General features: G+C 61.0%; 14 protein-coding genes. 4 read left to right on the top strand and 10 right to left on the bottom strand.

Annotation, left to right across the window (positions count from 1 at the left end; genetic code table 11):
* Positions 1-44: 44 nt before the first annotated feature.
* The 5 genes from betB to ACYASU_RS21020 all read right to left on the bottom strand — a co-directional run bounded on the left by betB (position 45) and on the right by ACYASU_RS21020 (position 5423).
* Positions 45-1517 carry a betaine-aldehyde dehydrogenase gene (gene betB / locus ACYASU_RS21040; protein WP_463583926.1) on the bottom strand — a complete coding sequence of 491 codons (1473 nt, stop codon included), beginning with the start codon at positions 1515-1517 and terminating at the stop codon, positions 45-47.
* 74 nt (positions 1518-1591) lie between these two features.
* The gene (gene betI / locus ACYASU_RS21035; RefSeq protein ID WP_122533875.1) at positions 1592-2185 is read right to left on the bottom strand and encodes a transcriptional regulator BetI; all 594 of its coding nucleotides are present in this window, start codon (positions 2183-2185) and stop codon (positions 1592-1594) included.
* A gap of 199 nt (positions 2186-2384) precedes the next feature.
* Positions 2385-3566, bottom strand: a complete 1182-nt coding sequence (choV, locus tag ACYASU_RS21030; RefSeq protein WP_282371702.1) for a choline ABC transporter ATP-binding protein — start codon at positions 3564-3566, stop codon at positions 2385-2387.
* On the bottom strand, positions 3563-4411 hold the full coding sequence (gene choW / locus ACYASU_RS21025; RefSeq protein ID WP_192171475.1) for a choline ABC transporter permease subunit: 849 nt from the start codon (positions 4409-4411) through the stop codon (positions 3563-3565). Before choW ends, choV begins: the two co-directional genes overlap by 4 nt.
* A gap of 64 nt (positions 4412-4475) precedes the next feature.
* On the bottom strand, positions 4476-5423 hold the full coding sequence (locus ACYASU_RS21020; RefSeq protein WP_346629368.1) for a choline ABC transporter substrate-binding protein: 948 nt from the start codon (positions 5421-5423) through the stop codon (positions 4476-4478).
* A gap of 476 nt (positions 5424-5899) precedes the next feature.
* Between ACYASU_RS21020 and ACYASU_RS21015 the strand changes: the two genes are divergently transcribed.
* Both ACYASU_RS21015 and gbdR read left to right on the top strand, forming a co-directional pair.
* Positions 5900-7276: an L-serine ammonia-lyase gene (locus ACYASU_RS21015; protein ID WP_346629367.1), complete on the top strand. Its 1377-nt coding sequence runs from the start codon at positions 5900-5902 to the stop codon at positions 7274-7276.
* Positions 7277-7737: 461 nt separating this feature from the next.
* A complete protein-coding gene (gbdR, locus tag ACYASU_RS21010) occupies positions 7738-8841 on the top strand; it encodes a choline metabolism transcriptional regulator GbdR (protein ID WP_463583925.1) in 1104 nt (367 codons plus the stop codon).
* Between the two features lie 37 nt (positions 8842-8878).
* Here gbdR and ACYASU_RS21005 read toward each other — a convergent pair whose 3' ends face one another.
* Positions 8879-9145 carry a hypothetical protein gene (locus ACYASU_RS21005; RefSeq protein ID WP_192171150.1) on the bottom strand — a complete coding sequence of 89 codons (267 nt, stop codon included), beginning with the start codon at positions 9143-9145 and terminating at the stop codon, positions 8879-8881.
* A gap of 330 nt (positions 9146-9475) precedes the next feature.
* On the opposite strand from ACYASU_RS21005, the gene ACYASU_RS21000 reads away from it, so the two are divergent.
* Positions 9476-10315, top strand: a complete 840-nt coding sequence (locus ACYASU_RS21000) for a 23S rRNA (adenine(2030)-N(6))-methyltransferase RlmJ (RefSeq protein ID WP_463583924.1) — start codon at positions 9476-9478, stop codon at positions 10313-10315.
* A 324-nt stretch (positions 10316-10639) separates the two neighbouring features.
* Here ACYASU_RS21000 and msrA read toward each other — a convergent pair whose 3' ends face one another.
* From msrA to aceE, 4 genes are all read right to left on the bottom strand, one after another.
* Positions 10640-11302 carry a peptide-methionine (S)-S-oxide reductase MsrA gene (gene msrA / locus ACYASU_RS20995; protein WP_463583923.1) on the bottom strand — a complete coding sequence of 221 codons (663 nt, stop codon included), beginning with the start codon at positions 11300-11302 and terminating at the stop codon, positions 10640-10642.
* Positions 11303-11432: 130 nt separating this feature from the next.
* A complete protein-coding gene (locus tag ACYASU_RS20990) occupies positions 11433-14126 on the bottom strand; it encodes a putative bifunctional diguanylate cyclase/phosphodiesterase (protein ID WP_463583922.1) in 2694 nt (897 codons plus the stop codon).
* 368 nt (positions 14127-14494) lie between these two features.
* Positions 14495-16165: a dihydrolipoyllysine-residue acetyltransferase gene (gene aceF / locus ACYASU_RS20985; RefSeq protein ID WP_463583921.1), complete on the bottom strand. Its 1671-nt coding sequence runs from the start codon at positions 16163-16165 to the stop codon at positions 14495-14497.
* A 146-nt stretch (positions 16166-16311) separates the two neighbouring features.
* Positions 16312-18957 (bottom strand): pyruvate dehydrogenase (acetyl-transferring), homodimeric type, encoded by a 2646-nt coding sequence (gene aceE / locus ACYASU_RS20980; protein WP_282371694.1) that lies wholly within the window; start codon positions 18955-18957, stop codon positions 16312-16314.
* Positions 18958-19342: 385 nt separating this feature from the next.
* On the opposite strand from aceE, the gene glnE reads away from it, so the two are divergent.
* On the top strand, positions 19343-22294 hold the full coding sequence (glnE, locus tag ACYASU_RS20975; protein WP_463583920.1) for a bifunctional [glutamate--ammonia ligase]-adenylyl-L-tyrosine phosphorylase/[glutamate--ammonia-ligase] adenylyltransferase: 2952 nt from the start codon (positions 19343-19345) through the stop codon (positions 22292-22294).
* The last annotated feature ends 4 nt before the right edge of the window (positions 22295-22298 follow it).

Raw genomic sequence — 22298 nt, 5'->3', positions numbered from 1 at the left:
CGCTCCTACAGTGAAATGCGTGTTGCCGGTGCGGCTTTACAGGATCAGAACACCGACGCGTAATCGCCCAGCTCGACCTGCACAGACTTGATGCGGGTGTACTGCGCCAGCGAGCTGATGCCGTTCTCGCGGCCCACGCCCGACTGCTTATAGCCACCGACCGGCATCTTCGCGTCGGACTCGCCCCAGGCGTTGATCCAGCAGATACCGGCTTCCAGTTGATGGATCACGCGGTGTGCGCGGTTCAGGTCCTTGGTCACGATACCGGCGGCCAGACCCATCTCGGTGTCGTTGGCGCGGCGGATCACTTCTTCTTCGCTGTCGTAGCTGAGGATGCTCATGACCGGGCCGAAGATTTCCTCTTTGACGATGGTCATCTCATCGGTGCAGTCGGTGAACACGGTCGGGGCAACGAACGCGCCATTGGCCAGCTCGCCCTCGGTCAGACGATCGCCGCCGATCAGCAGACGGGCGCCTTCTTCCTTGCCCTTGTTGATGTAGCCGAGCACGTTTTCCATGTGCGCGAAGCTCACAAGCGGGCCGAAGTTGGTGTTGTCGTCTTGCGGGTTGCCGACGCGGATGCGTTTGACGCGCTCAAGGATTTTCGCTTCGAACGCTGCCTTCAGTGCGCTCGGCACGAACACGCGAGTGCCGTTGGTGCAGACCTGACCGGAGCTGTAGAAGTTGGCCATCATCGCGATGTCAGCCGCACGATCCAAGTCGGCGTCGTCGAAAATGATCAGCGGGGATTTGCCGCCCAGCTCCATGGTCACTTCCTTGAGCGACGAGCTCGACGCGCTGGCCATGACTTTCTTGCCAGTTTGTACGCCGCCGGTGAACGAGATCTTCTCGATGCGCGGGTGCTCGGTCAGCCAGCTGCCGACGTCACTGCCGGCGCCCGTCAGCACGTTGAACACGCCGTCCGGCACGCCGGCTTCGGTGTAGATTTCGGCCAGCTTCAGCGTGGTCAGCGAGGTGACTTCGCTTGGCTTGAAGATCATTGCGTTGCCGGCGGCCAGGGCAGGGGCGGACTTCCACAGGGCGATCTGGATCGGGTAGTTCCACGCGCCGATGCCGGCGGTGACGCCCAGCGGCTCGCGGCGGGTGTAGACAAACGAGGTGTCACGCAGCGGAATCTGCTCGCCTTCGATGGCGGGCACCAGGCCGGCGTAGTATTCCAGCACGTCGGCGCCGGTAACGATGTCGACGTATTTGGTTTCGGAGATCGCTTTGCCGGTGTCCAGGGTTTCCAGTTCGGCCAGCTCATCGTTGCGTTCACGCAGGATGTCGACGGCACGACGCAGGATGCGCGAACGCTCCATGGCGGTCATGGCGGCCCAGATTTTCTGGCCTTTTTCGGCGCTGACGACCGCGCGTTCAACGTCTTCTTTGGTTGCGCGCTGGACCTGGGCCAGGACTTCGCCATTGGCCGGGTTGATGGCGTCGAAGGTCGCGTTACTGCTGGCGTCCACGTAGCCGCCGTCAATGTAGAGTTTTTGCAATTCGAAACGGGCCATAAAATCCTCGCAGTAATCTGGGTGGGTGACGACCGAGTGCGCCGTGCGCTGCCTTGGTCGTGGTGCCGGCTGCTTCAGCTCGGCGCTTTTGCCAGTTGAAAGTCCATGTACTCGTAGGCAATCCGTTGCGCTTGTTCGGTGTCGAAGGCGTCGCCCGAAAGCGCGCCGCGCAGCCATAGGCCGTCGATCAAGGCCGCCAGTCCTCGGGCTGCGCTGCGTGCTTCATCCAACGGCAATGCGCGACGGAACTGGCAGCAGAGGTTGGAATAAAGACGGTGGTCGTTGATTCGCTGCAGTCTGTGCAGCGAGGGCGAATGCATGCTGGTTGCCCAAAAGGCGAGCCAGGTTTTCATCGCCGGACCGTTGACCTGACTGGAATCGAAGTTGCCCTCGATGATGACTTTCAGGTGAGCCCGCGGGCTGTCGTCGTTCAATGCCCGGCGCCGCTCGGCGACGCTGGCGATCAGCGCATTCATCAAGTGGCGCATCGTCGCTGCGATCAGGCCGTTCTTGTCCTGAAAGTAGTGACTGATGATGCCGTTGGAGACCCCCGCCAGTTTGGCGATCAGCGCAATGCTGGCGTCGCCCATGCCGACCTGATCGACCGCCGTGAGAGTGGCCTGGATCAACTGTTGACGCCGAATGGGTTGCATACCGACCTTGGGCATCTGTGGGGCTCCTTGATGTGCCGGGTGATCGTGGGTGGCTGGAAACGGCGTCCACTGTAAAGCTTTTTAATTGAACGTTCAATCAACAAAAAGTGAGGGGCGCGGAAAAGCAGCTGCAAGCCTTAAGCTCCAAGCTACAAGAGTCGAGCCGTGGCGGCCTTCTTCTTGCAGCTTGAAACTTGAAGCTTGCAGCTGCCTCTCAGCCGTGATTCTTGCCCAGCAACGCGTGGTACAGCTCGCTGTCGCCGAGGATGCCGACCAGCTGGTTGTTTTCCTGCAGCACCAGTTTGTTGCCGGTGTGATAGCGGATCTGCAGGGCGTCACGCATACCGATGTCGGAGTGGACGACGGTCGGTTTGCGGCCGAGTGCATCCACCGACTGACCTGGCTCCCAGCTTTGCAGATCAAGGGCCGCGCCATGCTGGTGGGCGCCGGTGATGGCGTTGCCGTCGGACAGATCAATCCATGTGTCGTCGCTCGGGTCCAGGCAGACCTGAGAACCGTTGATGCGCGTGCACTGGGTGATCGGGCGCATCAGGCTGCGACCGCACAGCACGTTGAGCGGGTTAGTGTGGGCGACAAACGTGCGCACGTATTCGTCGGCGGGGTTGAGCACGATCTCTTCCGGCACGCTGTACTGAATGATCCGGCCGTCCTTCATGATCGCGATGCGGGTGCCGAGCTTGAGCGCTTCGTCCAGGTCGTGGCTCACGAAGACGATGGTCTTGTTCAGCTTTTTCTGCAGCGCCAGCAGTTCATCCTGCAGGCCCTGACGGATCAGCGGATCGAGTGCCGAAAACGGCTCGTCCATCAGCAGAATATCGGCGTCCATCGCCAGTGCCCGGGCCAGGCCGACACGCTGTTGCATGCCGCCCGACAGCTCGTCCGGCTTCTTGTTGCGCCATTGGGTCAGGCCGACCAGCTCCAGTTTTTCGTCCACCAGCGCGCGCCGCTCTTTCTCGGGGCGGCCCTGCATTTCCAGACCGAAACTGATGTTCTCGCGCACCGTCAGCCACGGCATCAGGGCGAACTTCTGGAACACCATCGCGATGCGTTTGGTGCGCATCATCTTCAGCTCGGCGGGGGTGCAGGCGGCGATGTTGATCTGCTTGCCTTCGTGCTCGACGAACAGCGAGCCGCGGCTGACCGTGTTCAAGCCGTTGATGCACCGCAGCAAGCTGGATTTGCCCGAGCCGGACAGGCCCATCAGCACGCAGATCTCGCCTTTGTTGATCTCCAGCGTGGCCTTTTCGACGCCGACGATCTGGCCGGTTTTCTTGAGGATTTCAGCCCGCGTAAGGCCCTGGTCCAATAGCTTGAGTGCCTCACGCGGGTCTTTGGAGAAGACGACGTCAACCTGATCGAATTTGATGATGCTCATGCGTCGGCCCTCACTTTGGCGTCCGGTTGTTTGCAGATCCGGTCGAGCATGATCGCCAGCAATACGATCGCCAGGCCCGCTTCGAAGCCCAGTGCGATATCAGCAGTGTTCAGTGCGTTGACCACAGGTTTGCCCAAGCCATCCGCACCCACCAGCGCGGCGATTACCACCATCGACAGCGACAGCATGATGCACTGGGTGATGCCGGCCGCGATGCTCGGCATGGCGTGGGGCAGTTCGATACGGGAGAGCAGTTGACGGCGCGAGCAGCCGAAGGCTTTGCCAGCGTCGAGGAGTTCTTGCGGGACATCACAGATGCCCAGGTAGGTCAGGCGGATCGGCGCGGCGATCGCAAACACAACCGTCGAAATCAGGCCCGGTACTACCCCGAGGCCGAACAGGGTCAGGGTCGGGATCAGGTAAACGAACGTAGGCACCGTCTGCATCAGGTCGAGGACGGGGCGCATGCAGGTGTAGAACATCGGCTTGTGCGCGGCAATGATGCCCAGCGGCACACCGATTACTACGCAGACCGCCGTGGCGAACAGCACCTGGGCCAGGGTCTCCATGGTTTCCTGCCAATACCCCAGGTTGAGGATCAGCAGAAAGGAAATAATCACAAATACGGTCAGGCCCCATTTGCGCTGAATGAAGTGGGCGAGCAGGGCAACCAGGCCGATCAGCACGAAGGGGTTGAACCAGGTCAGCCCGCCGGTCAGGCCGTGAATCATGGTTTCCAGTGACGAAGCGATGGCGTCGAAGGTGCTGGCGCCGTGCTGCGTCAGCCATTCGACGAAGCCGGCGATGTACTCGCCCAGAGGGATTTTATGATCAGTCAGCATGATGTCGGTTGTCCGCGTGCGGGATGAAAAGAGGACAACAGGCGGGCGTACCCGCCTGCCTGTCGAGTTACTTCGTCAGCTCGGCTTTTGCGGCTTCCAGGCCAGGTTTTCCGTCCACGGTGGTGACACCCGCCAGCCAGGTGTCGAGTACTTGAGGGTTGGTTTTCAGCCACGCCTTGGCGGCCGCTTCAGGCTTCATCTTGTCGTCGAGGATGTTGCCCATCAGCGCGCTTTCCATCGGCAGCGTGAAAGACAGGTTCTTCAACAGTTGACCAACGTTGCTGCACTCGGTGGTGTAGCCCTTGCGCACGTTGGTGTAGACGGTGGCTTTGCCGAAGTCGGGGCCGAAGAAGTCATCGCCGCCGGTGAGGTATTTGATTTTGAAGCGGGTGTTCATCGGGTGCGGTTCCCAGCCGAGGAACACCACGTCGGTGTTGCGCCGCGAGGCGCGGTCGACCTGGGACAGCATGCCCGCTTCGCTCGACTCGACGACCTTGAAGCCTGCGTCTTTCAGGCCGAAGGCGTTCTTGTCGATCATGCTCTGGATCAGGCGGTTGCCGTCGTTGCCCGGCTCGATGCCGTAGATTTTGCCGTCGAGTTCTTTCTTGAATTTGACGATGTCGGCAAAGTCGTGAAGCCCCTTGTCGTACAGCGCTTGAGGAACAGCGAGGGTGTACTTGGCGTTCTCGAGGTTGGCGCGGACAGTCTCGACGGTGCCGGCGTCGCGGTAGGCCTTGATGTCGTTTTCCATGGTCGGCATCCAGTTGCCGAGGAAGATATCCATGTTCTTGCCATCGGCCAGCGACTTGTAGGTCACGGGCACGGAAATCATCGTGGTTTTGGTTTTGTAGCCCAACGACTGCAGCACGACGCTGGTGACGGCGGTGGTCGCCGTGATGTCGGTCCAGCCCACATCGGAAAAATTGACCATCTGGCAAGCGGCAGGCTCTGCGGCCTGGGCCAGGATCGGAAGACTCAGCGCAACGCCCAGCAACAGCCTTTGTGAACCTTTCATGTTGGACTCCTTTGGTGTTTTCTTCTCGGCATCAACCGCAGCTGATGCGTTTTCTGGTGTCGGCGAGTCAAGTTGGGAAAACAGCTCCATCACTGCGTCTGGCGATTGAGTCGACAACGATCATGTAACAGGGAAAAACAAACGCCTACAGGGGGCGTCGTATCCAGTACACAGGGCGTCGTATCCAGTATCAGTGACGTCGCTTACAGGTTTTTTCCCTGCTCGCCGAATGATTCCCGGGACAAAAGCAGAGTGACGATACGGCAAAAAGTGCCGGAATCGGCAGCCGATCGTGTTCATGTACCGGTTAAAGCAGACGCGACGTTGGTGGGCATGGGTGAGTCGGTGTGAGACGCCGCCCTGCAAAACAAAAGGCTGATGATGCCGCCATCTCGATGGATCGCTACGTGAGCGTAGCAGCTCCATCGCCGGCCGCGCGGCGCGCCGGGAGCCCTGTTTTCGGAGGTTTGCGGTCAATGGCAATCAGCGTGTTCGACCTGTTCAAGATCGGTATCGGCCCTTCCAGTTCCCACACCGTCGGCCCCATGCGCGCTGCCGCATTGTTCGTTCAGGGCCTGCGCGAACGCGATCAGCTGGAGCAGGTGAACCGCGTTGAAGTGCGGCTGTATGGCTCGCTGTCGGCGACCGGCGTCGGCCATGGCAGCGACAGCGCGGTGATCATGGGCCTGATGGGCGAATGGCCCGACGCGATCGATCCGTCGCTGATCGGCCAGCGCATCGCCGAACTGCGTGAGACCGACACCTTGACGCTCAACGGCGATCACCCGATTTCTTTCGTCTGGCAGCGCGACATGCTGCTCATCGACGAAAACCTGCCGTTCCATCCCAACGCCATGACGCTGGTTGCCTTCAATGAGCACGGTGAGTTTCATCGCGACACCTATTACTCAGTGGGCGGCGGTTTTGTCGTCGATGAGGCCCAGGCGGCGAGCGGCGTGCTGGATCGCGACGAAACCGTGCTGCCCTATGATTTCTCCAGTGCGGACGAGCTGCTGATGCTCTGCGAAACCCACGGCCTGCGGGTGTCGCAACTGATGATGGAGAACGAGAAGGTCTGGCGCAGCGAAGACGAAATCCGCGCCGGGCTCATGCACTTGTGGCGGGCCATGCAGGCGTGTGTCGAGCTGGGGTTGAAGCACGAGGGTATTTTGCCGGGCGGCCTGAACGTGCGTCGTCGTGCGGCGCGTCTGCACCGCAGCCTTCTGGAGCTGAACAAGCCGAACGTGATTGGCTCGACGCTGAGCGCGATGGAGTGGGTCAACCTGTTCGCGCTGGCCGTCAACGAAGAAAACGCCGCCGGAGGGCGCATGGTCACGGCGCCCACCAACGGCGCGGCGGGGATCATTCCGGCGGTGCTGCATTACTTCGTCAAATTCAGCGACGAAGTGAGCGAAGCCAACGTGGTCGATTACCTCTTGGGCGCCGCGGCCATCGGCATTCTGTGCAAAAAAAACGCATCGATCTCCGGCGCCGAAGTCGGCTGTCAGGGCGAGGTCGGTTCCGCGTGCGCCATGGCGGCCGCCGGCCTGGCGGACATCCTGGGTGCCACCCCGGAGCAGCTGTGCAACGCGGCGGAAATCGGCCTGGAACACAACCTCGGCCTGACCTGTGATCCGGTGGGCGGACTGGTTCAGGTGCCGTGCATCGAGCGCAACGCCATCGCTGCGGTGAAAGCCATCAACGCTGCGCAAATGGCCCTGCGTGGCGACGGCCAGCACTTTATTTCGCTGGACCGGGTCATTCGCACCATGCGCGACACCGGCGCCGATATGCACGACAAATACAAAGAGACGTCCCGCGGCGGGCTGGCGGTCAGCGCCGTCGAATGTTGAGTCAATAGCGCCCGCTGCCGGGATAGAAGCAGTTGCATCCGTGGATGGCTGCTCGCTTTTCGCTCACGCCGCACTGTGCCCGCTACGTTTTGGCGCGTGCTCGCACCTGAACTGGCGCGATGCCATCTGAATCCGTAACCCATCGCTACCCGCCGAGCACCCCGTGCGTCGGGTGACACTCCCGGACCGCCTGCCGATTCGATGGTTCACACAAGTGCTACGGAATTGCTCATCCCGCCCGCCGCGCCCGCGGCTCAGCGCCCCTCGGGGTCGCGATTTGAATCGTCATGTCGCTGCCGAATAGACGCTTCGCGACGTCGCAATCAGGGGTTGTTGAATGCTCATTCAACTTTAGGCATGGCATTTGCGTTGCAATGACAAAGCTCTCCACAGATGAGGGCGATACAACAAGAGCCTCCTGCCGGGGCCATCAACCGTTTTACGCGTGAGGAGAAATTGTGATGACTTCGTTCAACTCCGGGGCTCAACCCCAGAACCGTACGCCCCAATCCATCGGCTTCCTGCTGCTGGACAACTTCACATTGATCTCCCTCGCGTCAGCGGTCGAGCCACTGCGTATGGCGAATCAGTTATCAGGCCGCGAGCTGTATCGCTGGACCACGCTGACGGCGGATGGCGGCCAGGTCTGGGCCAGCGATGGTCTGCAGATCACCCCCGATGCCGCCATGCACAAGGCGCCGGTGCTCGACACCGTGATCGTCTGCGGTGGCGTCGGCATTCAGCGCACCGTCAGCCGCGAACACGTCAGCTGGCTGCAGAGCCAGGCGCGTCAGTCCCGTCGTCTGGGCGCAGTGTGCACCGGCAGTTGGGCGCTGGCCTGCGCGGGCTTGCTGGACGGGTTCGATTGCAGCGTGCATTGGGAATGCCTGGCCGCGATGCAGGAAGCTTTCCCCCGCGTTGCCATGAGCACGCGCCTGTTCACCCTCGACCGCAACCGCTTCACCAGCTCGGGCGGCACCGCACCGCTGGACATGATGCTGCACCTGATCAGCCGCGATCACGGCCGCGAACTGTCTGCTGCCATCTCGGAGATGTTCGTCTACGAACGCATCCGCAACGAACAGGATCACCAGCGTGTGCCGCTCAAGCACATGCTGGGCACCAATCAGCCGAAGCTGCAGGAAATCGTGGCGCTGATGGAAGCCAATCTGGAGGAGCCGATCGATCTGGATGAACTCGCGGTGTACGTCGCCGTGTCCCGGCGTCAGCTGGAAAGGCTGTTCCAGAAGTACCTGCACTGCTCGCCGTCGCGCTACTACCTCAAGCTGCGCCTGATCCGCGCCCGCCAGCTGCTCAAGCAAACGCCGATGTCGATCATCGAAGTGGCGTCGGTCTGCGGGTTCGTGTCCACGCCGCACTTCTCCAAGTGCTACCGCGAATACTTCGGCATCCCGCCACGGGACGAACGCGTAGGCTCCAACACCGCGCAGCAGGTGGGTATGTTGCCGATCCCGCAGTCGATCGTTCTGGCGCCGTTGTCCGGGCCGCTGTCGGCGCTGAGTCAGGCGCGTAATGAATCGACGTTTGCGAGCGTGCGGTTGTAGGGCAACGTGCCTTTCCTGATCACCGCGTAAGGTTATCTCAAGCCTGCGCCTGGCCCTGTTTGTAAGTGGCCAGCGCCGGCAACAGCTGCTGATCAATCGCTTGGCGCACGGCTGGCAAAATCGTTGCGCTGCCGCTCAGCAGTTTCTCGACCAATTGCCGCAATGCCCGAGCGCGATCGTCATTGAGACCGCGCACCGCCTGGGCGCACGCCTGTTCCGCGCTGAGGCCGGAGGGTACTTCAAGACCGATCGCCCTGAGTTGGCTGATCAGGTCGTCCTGGTCGATGAGGTCTGCGTGCATCATGACGTGCGCTCCGTTCTTGAGATTGGCCTGATTCTGGTGGTGCGCGCGTGAGCTCGGCAAGCGCTCGCGTCGCAGATGTCTGGCATACGCATCAGCGTGTCGTTTTCGGCTATTTAACCGTTTAGTTCATTTGGCATAATCGCCCCACTTACATTGCGCGAGCTACGGTTTGGTCACCCTCTGGCCCGCGCAGATGCCTCACCCCGGTTTTGTAACGGCTTAACCGGGGATTTTTTTGCCTGCCGTTTGAGCTCCCTTGAGCGGCAGGGCATGAGCGGTCTGCGCAACGTCGGATGGTTTGATAAACTCCGCGGCCTTCCAGGAGCCGCCATGAATTACCGTCACGCCTTCCACGCCGGCAACCACGCCGACGTTTTCAAACACATCGTTCTGACTCGCTTGATCGCGCTCATGTCGCGCAAAGAGCAGCCACTCGCTTACCTCGACACTCACGCGGGCATCGGCCTGTATGACTTGCAGGGCGATCAGGCCACGCGCACCGGCGAATGGATCGAAGGCATTGGCCGTCTGTGGGATGCCGAAGACGTGCCTGAAATGGCGGCCGGTTACGTGGACGCGATCCGTCACATGAACCGCAAGACCGGCGAACTGCGTTACTACCCGGGCTCTCCCGAACTGGCCCGCCGCTTGACCCGCGAACAGGACCGCGTGCTGCTCAACGAAAAGCACCCTGAAGACGGCGCGCTGCTAAAAGACAACATGAAATACGACCGCCGCGTCGCCGTGCACCTGGGCGAAGGCTGGCACGTGCCCCGGGCCTTGCTGCCGGTTCACGAGAAGCGCGCAGTGATGCTGATCGATCCGCCGTTCGAGCAACTGGACGAAATGAAGCGCTGCTCCGTCGCCCTCAAGGAAACCATTGCGCGGATGCGCCAGACCGTTGCGGCCATCTGGTACCCGATCAAGGACCAGCGTGCGCTCAAGCGTTTCTATCAGGACCTGGCCGAAACCGGCGCGCCGAAGCTGCTGCGGGTCGAGTTGTTCGTGCATCCGCTGGACACGCCCAACAGCCTCAACGGCTCGGGCCTGGCGATCGCCAATCCGCCATGGGGGTTGGAAGAGGAGTTGCGCGAATTGATGCCGTGGCTGGCGAAGAAACTCGGCCAGACCCAAGGTGACTGGAAGATGGATTGGCTGATTGCGGAGTAACCGCTCTTGGTTTCTGCGGCGTGACGGCTAAAGCCGGTCCCACTGACAGCACGCGTAGTGTCAGTGGGTTCAGCTTTAGCCGGGAAGAGGCCAGGAAGTGATGCAGCGGACACCGTTCATGTGGGAGTGAGCTTGCTCACGAAGGCGGCATCTCAACCGCTGACTATTTAGCGGATGTAATGGCCCATTCGCGAGCAAGCTCGCTCCCACAATTCGTTCATCTGCCGGAGGATCGGCGATGTCTGCCTCCCCCGGCCAAGGCAGCCTTTGCCGATACCAGGGATGCCAGCGGGTCCAACGCGGCCGATCCCTCTGTGGGGTAACTCAGTTCCCCGCCATGCTCGGCGGCATGCAGACGCCGGTGCCGCCAATACCGCAGTAGCCCTGGGGATTCTTCGCCAGGTATTGCTGGTGATACGCCTCGGCGAAGTACACGGTGGGCGCTTGGTCGATTTCGGTGGTGATCTCCCCGAGACCGGCCTTCGCCAGTTCGGTCTGGTATACCTCGGCGCTCGCCTTGGCCGCCTGCAGTTGTTCCGGCGTTGTCGCGTAGATCACCGAGCGGTATTGGGTGCCGATGTCGTTGCCCTGCCGCATGCCCTGTGTCGGGTTATGCAATTCCCAGAACATCGCCAGCAGTGATTCGTAGCTGACCTTCGCAGGTTCGTACACCACGAGGACCACCTCGGCATGGCCCGTCAGCCCCGAGCAGACTTCTTCGTACGTCGGGTTTGGCGTGAAGCCGCCCGCGTAGCCCACGACGGTGCTGACCACACCTTCTTTCTGCCAGAAGCGACGTTCCGCCCCCCAGAAGCAACCCAGGCCAAAGATGGCGAACTCGACGTCATTAAAGAACGGCCCCAGCAGCGGCGTACCATTGACGAAATGGGTTTCTGGCAGGGCCATGGGTGTTTCGCGCCCTGGCAGTGCCTGCTGAGCGGTGGGGAGAGCGTTTTTATTCACAAGAATTTCCGAGCGCAAGACCATGAGGCACATCCTCTCTGGGGCAGGACAACCGACATGCGTTGTCAGTGAAAACCGTATATGGGGTCAGAATCGGTTGATGCAAATGCAGGGCGGCAAGTGTGCCGCACTCATGTGATGCGGGGAAGGGGGCTTAAGCCAGTGGGCCGCGCGGGTAGCGACGCAGTTTCTCGATCAGCTCTTCGCCCGGAATCGGCTTGTCGAACAGATAGCCCTGACCGACGTCGCAGCGATGGCGACGCAGAAACGCCAGCTGTGCCGCCGTCTCGATGCCTTCGGCGACCACCGTCAACTTGAGGTTGTGGGCCATGGCGATGACTGCCGAGGTGATTTCCATGTCGTCCTGATCATCCGGGATGTCCCTGATGAAGCTGCGGTCGATCTTGATCACGTCAATGGGGAATTTCTTCAGGTAACTGAACGACGAATAACCCGTACCGAAGTCATCCATCGCCAGGGTCAGGCCTAGCGTCTTCAGCGACTCAAGCTGCAGGCGCGTGTCTTCGGTCGCTTCCAGGAGCAAGCCTTCAGTCAGTTCCAGTTCCAGCAGCGACGGGTCGAGCTGTTCGTCACGCAGAATGCTGGCCAGCGAGGAGACCAGCTCCGGATCGGAAAACTGCTTCGGCGACACGTTGATGGCCACATGCAGTTTGCCGTAACCGGCGGCGGTCAGTTGCTTGCTCATGCGGCAGGACTGCCGCGCGACCCACTTGCCGATCGGGATGATCAGGCCGGTTTCTTCGGCGACGCTGATGAACTGGTCCGGGCGGATCATGCCTTTTTCCGGATGATTCCAGCGCAGCAACGCTTCCATGCCCAGCAGACGGCCACTGCGCAGGCAGAGTTTCGGCTGGTAAAAGACCTCAAGTTCGTTCTGCGTCAGCGCGCGGCGCAGGTTGTTCTCGACGAACAGCTTGTAACTCGCCTCGGCGTTCAGCGCTTCGGTGAACACCTGTACCTGATGCTTGCCATTTGCCTTGGCCTTGTGCAGCGCCAGGCCTGCGTTCTTCATCAGCGTCTGCGGGTCGCGGCCATGGATCGGCGCGCAGGCCAGCCCCACCGAACCGGTCACGCTGATCAACTGATTGTCGACGAACATCGGCTTGTCCAGCGTGCTCAGCACCTGGCTGGCCACCCGTTGGCCCTCCTCGGGACTGGTGTCGTCGAGCAGTACAGCGAATTCGTTACTGGCGAAGCGCGCCAGAATGCCGGTCGGGCTCAGGCTGTTGCGCAGGCGGCGAGCCAGGCTGATCAGCAGCTTGTCGCCAGTCTGGTGGCCGAGGCTGTCGTTGATGCGCTTGAAGTTGTCGATGTCCACCAGCAAAAGACTGATCGGCGTCGCGACGTCCCGGGCAAAATGCTCGTCCAGGGTGCGGATGAACGCCGGACGGTTGCCCAGACTGGTCAGATTGTCGGTGTACGCCAGACGCTCGATCCGCTGCTGGGAGAGCTTGGCCTGGGTGATGTCTTCGTAGATGCCGATGTAGTGGGTCAGCTCGCGGTTGTCGCCGTAGACCTTGGAAATCGACAGCTGGCCCCAGTACGGTTCCAGATTTTTGCGTCGGCTCTTGAACTCGCCCTGCCAGCTGTTTCCGTTGACCAGACTGGAGTTCGCGTCGAGGAGCAGCGCGCTGAGATTTTCCAGCGCCGGCAGCTCCGACAGGCGATGTCCGTGAACCTCATCGGCCGGGTACTGGGTGATTTCGGTGAAGCTCGGGTTGACGTACTCAACCACGCCGTCGCGGTTGACCAGCAAAAACGCATTGGCGCTTTGCTCCACGGCACGCTGAAACAGGTGCAGGGCGCTGGTGGCGGTGCGGCGGTTGTGGTTGTTGATGGCGTGGGCAAACTGATCGGCCAGCTCACCGGCAAAAGCAATCTCATCGGACTGCCATTCCCGCGGCGTACCGGTCTGCTCGAGGCACAGCACGCCCACCACCTGGCCATCGATGCGCACGGCGGCGTCGAGAATGGCGGTGATGTTCTGGGTCCGCAGTCGCTGAACCAGCTCGCGCGTACGCGGATCCTGCTCGACATCGTTGACGTCGATGGCGCGGCTGGTGTGCAGCACGTCCAGGTAGCTGGGGAATTCGCTGATGTCGATCGCATCGGTTTTGGGGAACGTGCTGGTATCGCGGCGATACTCGGCAATCGGCTCAAGGGTCTTGCCGCTGAGGTTCCACAGGCTGGCGCAGGAGATGTTGTAGATCTCGCAGGCGCTTTTGGTGATCAGCTCAGCGGCTTCCTGCAGCGAATTGTTCGAACTGTAGCGATGGCGCGCCAGACGCAGAATCAGGCTTTGCTGTGCGCGGACCCGTTCAAGATGCAGCAACTGTTCGTGCTGGGCGCGTTGATTGAGCTCCAGCGCGATCTGCAGACGGGAGTTCTGTACTTCCAGATCGGGGCTGATGATCAGTTCGCCGGGCTCGATCTGCGCATCAACCACCATCAGGTAGCCGCGCAACAGATGCCGGTTGTGTTGCTTGTATCCCTCACCGATTTCCACCAGATTCAACGGGCCGCGCGTCGTGTGCAGGGTGTAGCGGATCAGGTAATGGGCGCTGCCGGCCAGTTGCATCTGCACGGCGTCGTGCAGTTGATAGCGCGCTTCGGGCTCCATGAGGCTGGCGTAAGGCGTGCCCACCAGCGCGCACAGTTCGACGGCGGGCATGCTGAATTGCTTTTCGCAGTTCGGATCCAGATAGAGCATGGCCCAGCTGGGTTCATTCAGCCGCTCGAAACGCAGCATGCCGAGCCGCGAGGGCACCGGTAATTGCGTCACGACCTCGGCCGCCGGTCTACCGGCAGCATCAGGTTGGCTTTTCATGAAGGAACTCGCTTTCAGGGTGCTGTCGCGCACGGGCAAGGAGCCCGTCTTTAAGTCGCGTGCCGCAAGGTTGCATCATGGCGAACGGGCTGACAAGTCAGCGCGATGGCTTAGTGCTATAAATCTGTCGGCAGACGGTTGATTTACTGGAGGTAATTGATCGGATTGTCAGGGTGAGGGTCGAGCGGCTGGTGTTTGTGCATGATCAGTTATCGGCAGCGCGACCGAATACTGTAGGGCCTTTGTAGCCGCTGATGAATCCATTTTAAAGGGGCAAAAAAAGCCCCGCCAGTGAGCGGGGTTGAGGTACGAGCGTGGCAGCTCGAGAAAACGAAAGCCCGTTTCGCGAGAAACGGGCCTTGTATGGCTTACAGCAGGATCGTGCGGATGTCCGCCAGCAATTCGCTGAGACGCTTGGTGAAGCGCGCTGCGGCGGCGCCGTTGATCACGCGGTGATCGTAGGACAGCGACAGCGGCAGCATCAGGCGAGGCTGGAATGCTTTGCCGTCCCAGACCGGTTGCATGGTGGCCTTGGACACGCCAAGGATCGCCACTTCCGGCGCGTTGACGATCGGCGTGAACCCGGTGCCGCCAATGTGGCCGAGGCTGGAGATGGTGAAGCAGGCGCCTTGCATGTCGTTGGCCGACAGCTTTTTGGAGCGTGCCTTCTCCGCCAGCTCAGCCGCTTCGGCTGCCAGTTGCAGCAGGCTCTTCTGGTCGACGTTCTTGATCACCGGGACCAGCAGGCCTTCCGGCGTATCCACCGCGAAACCGATGTTGAAGTACTTCTTGCGAATGATCGCTTTGCCGCTTGGCGCCAGCGAACTGTTGAAGTCCGGCAGCTCCTTGAGCATGTGCGCACTGGCCTTGAGCAGCAGCGGCAGAATGGTCAGCTTGACGCCGGCTTTTTCGGCCACGGCTTTCTGCGCGATACGGAAAGCTTCCAGGTCGGTGATGTCGGCCTGGTCGAATTGCGTGACGTGCGGGATGTTCAGCCAGCTGCGGTGCAGACCGGTTGCGCCCAGTTGCATCAGACGCGTCATCGGCACTTCTTCGGTTTCGCCGAAACGGCTGAAATCGACTTCCGGAATCGGCGGGATGCCCATGCCGCCGGCAGCGCCGCCAGCAGCAGGCGCGTCCTTGGACTTGGTCATGATCGATTTGACGTACGCCTGGACGTCTTCTTTCAGCACGCGGCCATGTGGGCCGGTTGCCGAAACAGCACTCAGCTCGACGCCGAACTCGCGCGCCAACTGACGAACAGCCGGGCCAGCGTGCACCTTGGCGCCATTGTTCGCAGGGGCAGCGGCTGGTGCAGCAGCAGGCGCAGGCGCGCTTTCAGCTTTCGCAGCCGGAGCGGCGGCGGGCGCCGGAGCAGCCGCTTCCGCCTTGGCCGGAGCCGGGGCAGCCGCTTGTGCAGGGGCGGCAGCCGGTGCAGCACCCGCCACTTTCAATTTCAAGATCAGGTCGCCGGTACCGACTTCGTCTTCGACCTTGACGCTGATGCTTTCGACAACGCCTGCGGCGGGAGACGGGATCTCCATCGAGGCTTTGTCGGACTCCAGGGTGATCAAGGATTGATCAGCTTCGATGCTGTCGCCCACTTTGACCATCAGCTCGATGATGCGAGCCTTGCCCGACGAACCGATGTCCGGAACGTGGATGTCCTGAACCGTGTCCGACGCAGCAGGTGCAGCCGCTGCGGCAGGCGCCGCTTGGGCTTCGGCTGGCTTCTCGGCTGGCTTTTCAGCAGCAGGGGCAGGCGCGGCAGCAGCAGGTGCAGCAGCCGGCTCGGCCGCCGCTTCGCCTTCCACTTCCAGCTCGAACAGTTCGTCGCCTTCTTTCAGGCGGTCGCCCAGCTTCACTTTCATCGCCTTGATGACACCGGCTTTAGGCGCAGGGATTTCCATGCTTGCCTTGTCCGACTCCAGCGTCAGCACGCTCTGGTCAGCTTCGATGCGATCACCGACCTTGACCATCAACTCAATGACTTCTCCTTCACCGTTGCCGATGTCGGGTACTCGAATTAACTCACTCACAATGTCTCTCCTTAGGAGAACCTGTTCCTCGACTGCGCCGATTCATCTGCGACGAAACAGCCCGGATGCTCATTTACCGAAGTAAATTCCGCATCGGCGGCTGTTTCGCGCACCTCTCAGCGCTCTATTCGATCGTTACGCAGACCTTAGCAGTCCAGCGGGTTGCGCTTTTCAGGATCGATGCCGAACTTGGCAATGGCTTCCGCCACGACCTTAGGTTCGATATCGCCGCGATCGGCCAAGGCTTCAAGGGCGGCCAGCACCACGAAGTGACGGTCAACTTCGAAGAAGTTGCGCAGCTTCTTGCGGCTGTCGCTACGGCCGAAACCGTCGGTGCCCAGCACCTTGTATTCCTTGGTCGGAACCCACTGACGGATCTGGTCAGCGAACAGTTTCATGTAGTCGGTCGAAGCGATCACCGGACCTTTACGGCCATTGAGGCATTCTTCAACGTAGCTCAACTGTGGCTTCTGACCCGGCTTCAGGCGATTGCTGCGCTCTACGGCCAGGCCGTCGCGACGCAATTCGTTGAAGCTGGTGACGCTCCAGACGTCCGCACCAATGTTGAACTGCTCGCGCAGGATCTTCGCCGCCTCGCGTACTTCACGCAGGATGGTGCCCGAACCCAGCAGCTGCACGTGATGCGCGGCTTCCTTGGTGTCTTCTTCCAGCAGGTACATGCCCTTGATGATGCCTTCCTCGGAACCGGCCGGCATGGCAGGTTGCGTGTAGGACTCGTTCATCACGGTTAGGTAGTAGAAGACGTCCTGTTGTTCTTCGAACATCTTCTTCATGCCGTCCTGAATGATCACCGCCAGCTCGTAGCCATAGGTGGGATCGAAGGTGCGGCAGTTCGGGATGGTCGAGGCCAGGATGTGGCTGTGACCGTCTTCGTGCTGCAGACCTTCACCGTTCAGGGTGGTACGACCGGCGGTGCCGCCGATCAGGAAACCACGGGTGCGGCTGTCGCCTGCGGCCCATGCCAAGTCGCCGATACGCTGGAAACCGAACATCGAGTAGAAGATGTAGAACGGAATCATCGGCTGGTTGTGGCTGCTGTACGACGTACCTGCCGCGATGAACGAAGACATCGCGCCGGCTTCGTTGATGCCTTCTTCGAGGATCTGACCCTTCTTGTCCTCGCGATAGAACATCACCTGTTCTTTGTCGACTGGCTCGTACAGCTGGCCTACGGACGAGTAGATGCCCAGCTGGCGGAACATGCCTTCCATACCGAAGGTACGGGCTTCGTCCGGGATGATCGGAACGATGCGCTGACCCACTTCCTTGTCCTTGACCAGTTGGGTCAGGATGCGGACGAAGGCCATGGTGGTGGAAATTTCGCGGTCGCCGGAGCCGTCAAGGATCGCCTTGAGGGTTTCCAGTGGCGGGGTCGGCAGGCTGAAGCTCTGCGCGCGACGCTGTGGCACGAAGCCGCCCAGTGCAGCACGACGCTCGGCCAGGTAACGCGCTTCGGCGCTGCCTTCTTCCGGCTTGTAGAACGGCAGGGCTTCGAGCTGATCGTCCTTGACCGGGATGTCGAAGCGGTCACGGAAGTGACGCAGGCTGTCGACGTCGACCTTCTTGGTGTTGTGCGCGGTGTTTTTCGCTTCACCGGCGCCGGTGCCATAGCCCTTGATGGTCTTGGCCAAAACCACGGTCGGCTGACCCTTGTGGTTCACCGCTTCGTGGTACGCCGCGTAGACCTTGTACGGGTCGTGGCCGCCACGGTTCAGCTTCCAGATTTCGTCGTCGGACATATCCGCAACCATCGCCTTGAGTTCTGGCGAGTTGAAGAAGTGTTCGCGCACGAAAGCGCCGTCTTTGGCTTTGTAGTTCTGGTATTCGCCGTCGATGACTTCGTCCATGCGGCGTTGCAGGATGCCGTCGACGTCCTTGGCCAGCAGTGGGTCCCAGAAACGGCCCCAGATGACTTTGGTCACGTTCCACTGAGCACCGCGGAACACGCCTTCCAGTTCCTGGATGATCTTGGCGTTGCCGCGAACCGGACCGTCCAGACGCTGCAGGTTGCAGTTCACGACGAAGATCAGGTTGTCGAGCTTCTCGCGACCGGCCAGGGCAATGGCGCCCAGGGATTCCGGCTCGTCGGTCTCGCCGTCGCCCAGGAAGCACCAGACTTTCTGCTTGCCTTCAGGAATGTAACCGCGGTGCTCCAGGTACTTCATGAAACGCGCCTGGTAGATCGCCTGAATCGGACCCAGACCCATGGAAACGGTCGGGAACTGCCAGAAGTCTTTCATCAGCCACGGGTGCGGATAGGACGACAGACCGTTGCCATCGACTTCCTGACGGAAGTTGTTCATCTGGTCTTCGGTAATGCGGCCTTCCATGAACGCACGGGCGTAGACGCCTGGCGATGCGTGACCCTGGAAGTAGATCAGGTCGCCGCCGTGTTCGTCGGTCGGGGCCTGGAAGAAGTAGTTGAAGCCGATGTCGTACAGGGTTGCACTGGAAGCGAAGCTGGAGATGTGGCCGCCCAGATCCGGGTCGCCGATGTTGGTCTTGACCACCATCGCCAAAGCGTTCCAACGTACCAGCGAGCGGATGCGGCGTTCCATGAACAGGTCGCCGGGCATGCGTGCTTCGTGGGTAACGGGGATGGTGTTGCGGTAAGGCGTGGTGATGGCGTAAGGCAGTTGCGAACCACTTCGTGTGGCCAGCTCACCCATACGGGTCATCAGGTAATGAGCACGGTCTTCGCCTTCTTTGTCGAGAACCGATTCCAGGGCGTCCAGCCATTCCTGGGTTTCGACGGGATCGAGGTCTTGCATGGCTTGCTCCAGGGCGGAAAGGCTTCCAGAATCGGTTGCCTGAGTTTGTTGCGACTGGCCTTGTGGGCAGACGATATAAAATTCTTGGATGACCGGATGGGTCCCCGGCGTTGTGTAGTTTTACTACAAATCTCGGGCTAATTCAGCTTTTTGACTTGTATATACAGTAGTAAAACTACAGCTGAGCGACGTTTTCACTCGTGGTGCAGTGTCCGTTAAAGCAGGGTTCTCAGTGTAAAAATCTGACGAATCGCCGGACCTGTCATGCTGAAAACCAGAAAATGCCCGTCATCAGCAATTTTTAACCTTTGTTCGACAGTCCGTCCGTTGCGTGTATACAACCGCCGTGGCGTGCTGCCATTTGAATGCCGATCAAGGATAGACCATGAGCCTTCCCCTGCTGGCCGAGCTGCCGGCTGTCCTTCTGCCGTTGGTCACTCGTGCGCGCCAATCCTGGCGCACCGCTCTCGATGCCCTCACAGATGACGCCAGGCATCCATTTCAGGCCTGGCCCGAGGCGCGGCTGTTGGCGTTTGATCGTGTGTGTGCGGCCAGCGACTTCGTCGCCGATCAGGTTTCACGCGATCCGCTGATGCTGCTCGACCTCGCTGAATCCGGTGAGCTTGAGCGCAGTTTTGCGCCCGGCGAGCTGCTTGGGCACATCGCCAATGCAGTCATTCAGGCTGCCAGCGACGATGAGTTGGGGCGTAATCTACGTCGTCAACGCACGCGCCAGCAAGTGCGAATTATCTGGCGGGATCTGACCCGGCAGGCTGATCTGGTGGAAACCTGTCGCGATCTCTCGGACATGGCAGATGGCTGCATCGATCTGGCTTACAAGTGGCTGTACGAGCGGCATTGCCAGCAATTCGGCGTGCCGACCGGCCGTCGGACCGGCGAGGCACAGCAGATGGTCATCCTCGGCATGGGCAAGCTGGGGGCCGTCGAGCTGAATCTATCGTCCGACATCGATCTCATCTTTGCCTACCCCGAGGGCGGCGAAACCCAGGGCGTTAAACGCCCGCTCGATAATCAGGAATTTTTCATCCGCCTGGGTCAGCGATTGATCAAGGCGCTGGACCCGGTCACGGTCGACGGCTTTGTCTTCCGGGTCGACATGCGCCTGCGCCCGTATGGGTCTTCCGGTGCACTGGTGCTCAGCTTCAACGCGCTGGAGCAGTACTACCAGGATCAGGGCCGCGACTGGGAACGCTACGCCATGATCAAGGCCCGTGTGGTGGGCGGCGATCAGGAGAAGGGCAGCGAGTTGCTCGACATGCTGCGGCCGTTTGTCTATCGCCGCTATCTGGACTTCTCCGCCATTGAAGCGCTGCGCACCATGAAGCAGCTGATCCAGCAGGAAGTCCGGCGCAAGGGCATGGCCGAAAATATCAAGCTGGGATCCGGCGGCATCCGCGAAGTGGAATTCATCGCCCAGGCCTTTCAATTGATTCACGGCGGTCGCGACCTGAGCTTGCAGCAGCGACCGCTGCTCAAGGTGCTGAAAACCCTTGAAGGCCAGGGCTATCTGCCCGCTGCGGTGATTAATGAGCTGCGGGAGGGTTATCAGTTTCTGCGCTACACCGAGCACGCCATTCAGGCGATTGCCGATCGGCAGACGCAAATGCTCCCTGACGACCCGCAGGATCAGGCGCGCATCGCCTTCATGATGGGCTTTGCCGACTGGGCGAGTTTCCATGAACAACTGATGTACTGGCGTGAGCGCGTCGCGTGGCACTTTCGTCAGGTTATCGCCGACCCGGACGAGGAAGAAGGCCAGCAGGACCACGGCGACGAAATCGTCGGCGGAGAGTGGCTGCCGCTGTGGGAAGAGTCGCAGAACGAAGAAAGCGCCCGCCTCCAGCTCCAGGAGGGCGGATTTGCTGACGCGCAAAAGGCGCTGAAAAACCTGAGCAACCTGCGCAACAGTTCGCAGCTGCGCTCGATGCAGCGGCTAGGGCGTGAGCGGCTCGATGCCTTTATTCCGCGGCTGCTCGCACAAGCGGTCGAGCACGACAATCCCGATCTGGTGCTCGAGCGCGTGCTGCCGCTGGTGGAAGCGGTGGCGCGTCGCTCGGCGTATCTGGTCTTGCTCACCGAAAACCCCGGCGCGTTGCGTCGATTGTTGACCCTGTGCGCGGCCAGCCCGTGGATTGCCGAGCAGATTGCCCGTTTTCCGCTGCTGCTGGATGAGTTGCTTAACGAAGGTCGCCTGTTCAGCCCGCCCCAGGCGCTTGAACTGGCCGCCGAGCTGCGCGAGCGTCTGACGCGTATTCCTGAAGACGACCTGGAACAGCAAATGGAAGCCCTGCGGCATTTCAAGCTGGCTCACCGTCTGCGCGTGGCTGCGTCGGAAATCACCGGCAGCCTGCCGCTGATGAAAGTCAGCGATTACCTGACCTGGCTGGCCGAAGCGATTCTGGAGCAAGTGCTTGCGCTCGCCTGGCGCCACACCGTCGCCCGTCACGGTGCACCGCGCCGACCGGACGGCACCTTGTGCGACCCCGGTTTTGTCATCGTCGGCTACGGCAAGGTCGGCGGTATCGAACTGGGTCACGGCTCGGATCTGGACCTGGTGTTCATTCACGATGGCGATCCCCAGGCTGAAACCGACGGGGCCAAGCCGATCGATGGCGCGCAGTTCTTCACACGGCTCGGTCAGCGGATCATTCACCTGATCACCACCCAGACCAACTCGGGTCAGTTGTACGAAGTCGACATGCGCCTGCGCCCGTCCGGCGCGGCGGGTTTGCTGGTGAGTTCGCTTGGGGCGTTTTCCCGCTATCAGGAGAACGAGGCGTGGACGTGGGAGCATCAGGCGTTGGTGCGCGCGCGGGTGCTGGTGGGCAGCACCGATGTCGGCCGGCAGTTCGAGACCGTGCGCGCCTCGGTGCTGGGGCGGGAGCGGGATCTGCCGAAGCTGCGTCAGGAGGTCAGCGAGATGCGCGCCAAGATGCGCGACAACCTCGGCACCCGTACAACGACGGCCGGCAAAGGGGCGAATGCGTTTGAACCGACGGCGCGGTTCGACCTCAAGCAGGACGCCGGAGGTATCGTCGATATTGAATTTATGGTGCAATACGCGGCCCTGGCGTGGTCCAGAGAGCATCCCGCTCTGCTTCGTTACACCGATAACATCCGTATTCTCGAAGGCCTTGAAGAGGCCGGTCTGATGGCCGCCGCCGATGCCGGCCTGCTGCGTGAGGCGTACAAGGCCTACCGCTCGGCCGCTCACCGACAGGCGCTGCAGAACGATCCGGGTGTTGTGGCCGGCGACCAGTTCGCCACCGAACGCCGCGAAGTGATGCGGATCTGGGGAGCGTTGGGGCTGAGTTGATTGC

The organism is Pseudomonas sp. HP_12 (assembly GCF_055283955.1).
This window is presented reverse-complemented; position numbering and strand designations above follow the sequence as displayed.

Coding starts and splice junctions, on each gene's coding strand:
- ACYASU_RS21020 (WP_346629368.1), bottom strand. CDS start 5,423: ATGAAAGGTTCACAAAGGCTGTTGCTGGGCGTTGCGCTGAGTCTTCCG.
- msrA (WP_463583923.1), bottom strand. CDS start 11,302: ATGGTCTTGCGCTCGGAAATTCTTGTGAATAAAAACGCTCTCCCCACC.
- betI (WP_122533875.1), bottom strand. CDS start 2,185: ATGCCCAAGGTCGGTATGCAACCCATTCGGCGTCAACAGTTGATCCAG.
- ACYASU_RS21015 (WP_346629367.1), top strand. CDS start 5,900: ATGGCAATCAGCGTGTTCGACCTGTTCAAGATCGGTATCGGCCCTTCC.
- choV (WP_282371702.1), bottom strand. CDS start 3,566: ATGAGCATCATCAAATTCGATCAGGTTGACGTCGTCTTCTCCAAAGAC.
- ACYASU_RS21005 (WP_192171150.1), bottom strand. CDS start 9,145: ATGATGCACGCAGACCTCATCGACCAGGACGACCTGATCAGCCAACTC.
- betB (WP_463583926.1), bottom strand. CDS start 1,517: ATGGCCCGTTTCGAATTGCAAAAACTCTACATTGACGGCGGCTACGTG.
- aceE (WP_282371694.1), bottom strand. CDS start 18,957: ATGCAAGACCTCGATCCCGTCGAAACCCAGGAATGGCTGGACGCCCTG.
- ACYASU_RS20990 (WP_463583922.1), bottom strand. CDS start 14,126: ATGAAAAGCCAACCTGATGCTGCCGGTAGACCGGCGGCCGAGGTCGTG.
- glnE (WP_463583920.1), top strand. CDS start 19,343: ATGAGCCTTCCCCTGCTGGCCGAGCTGCCGGCTGTCCTTCTGCCGTTG.
- gbdR (WP_463583925.1), top strand. CDS start 7,738: ATGACTTCGTTCAACTCCGGGGCTCAACCCCAGAACCGTACGCCCCAA.
- ACYASU_RS21000 (WP_463583924.1), top strand. CDS start 9,476: ATGAATTACCGTCACGCCTTCCACGCCGGCAACCACGCCGACGTTTTC.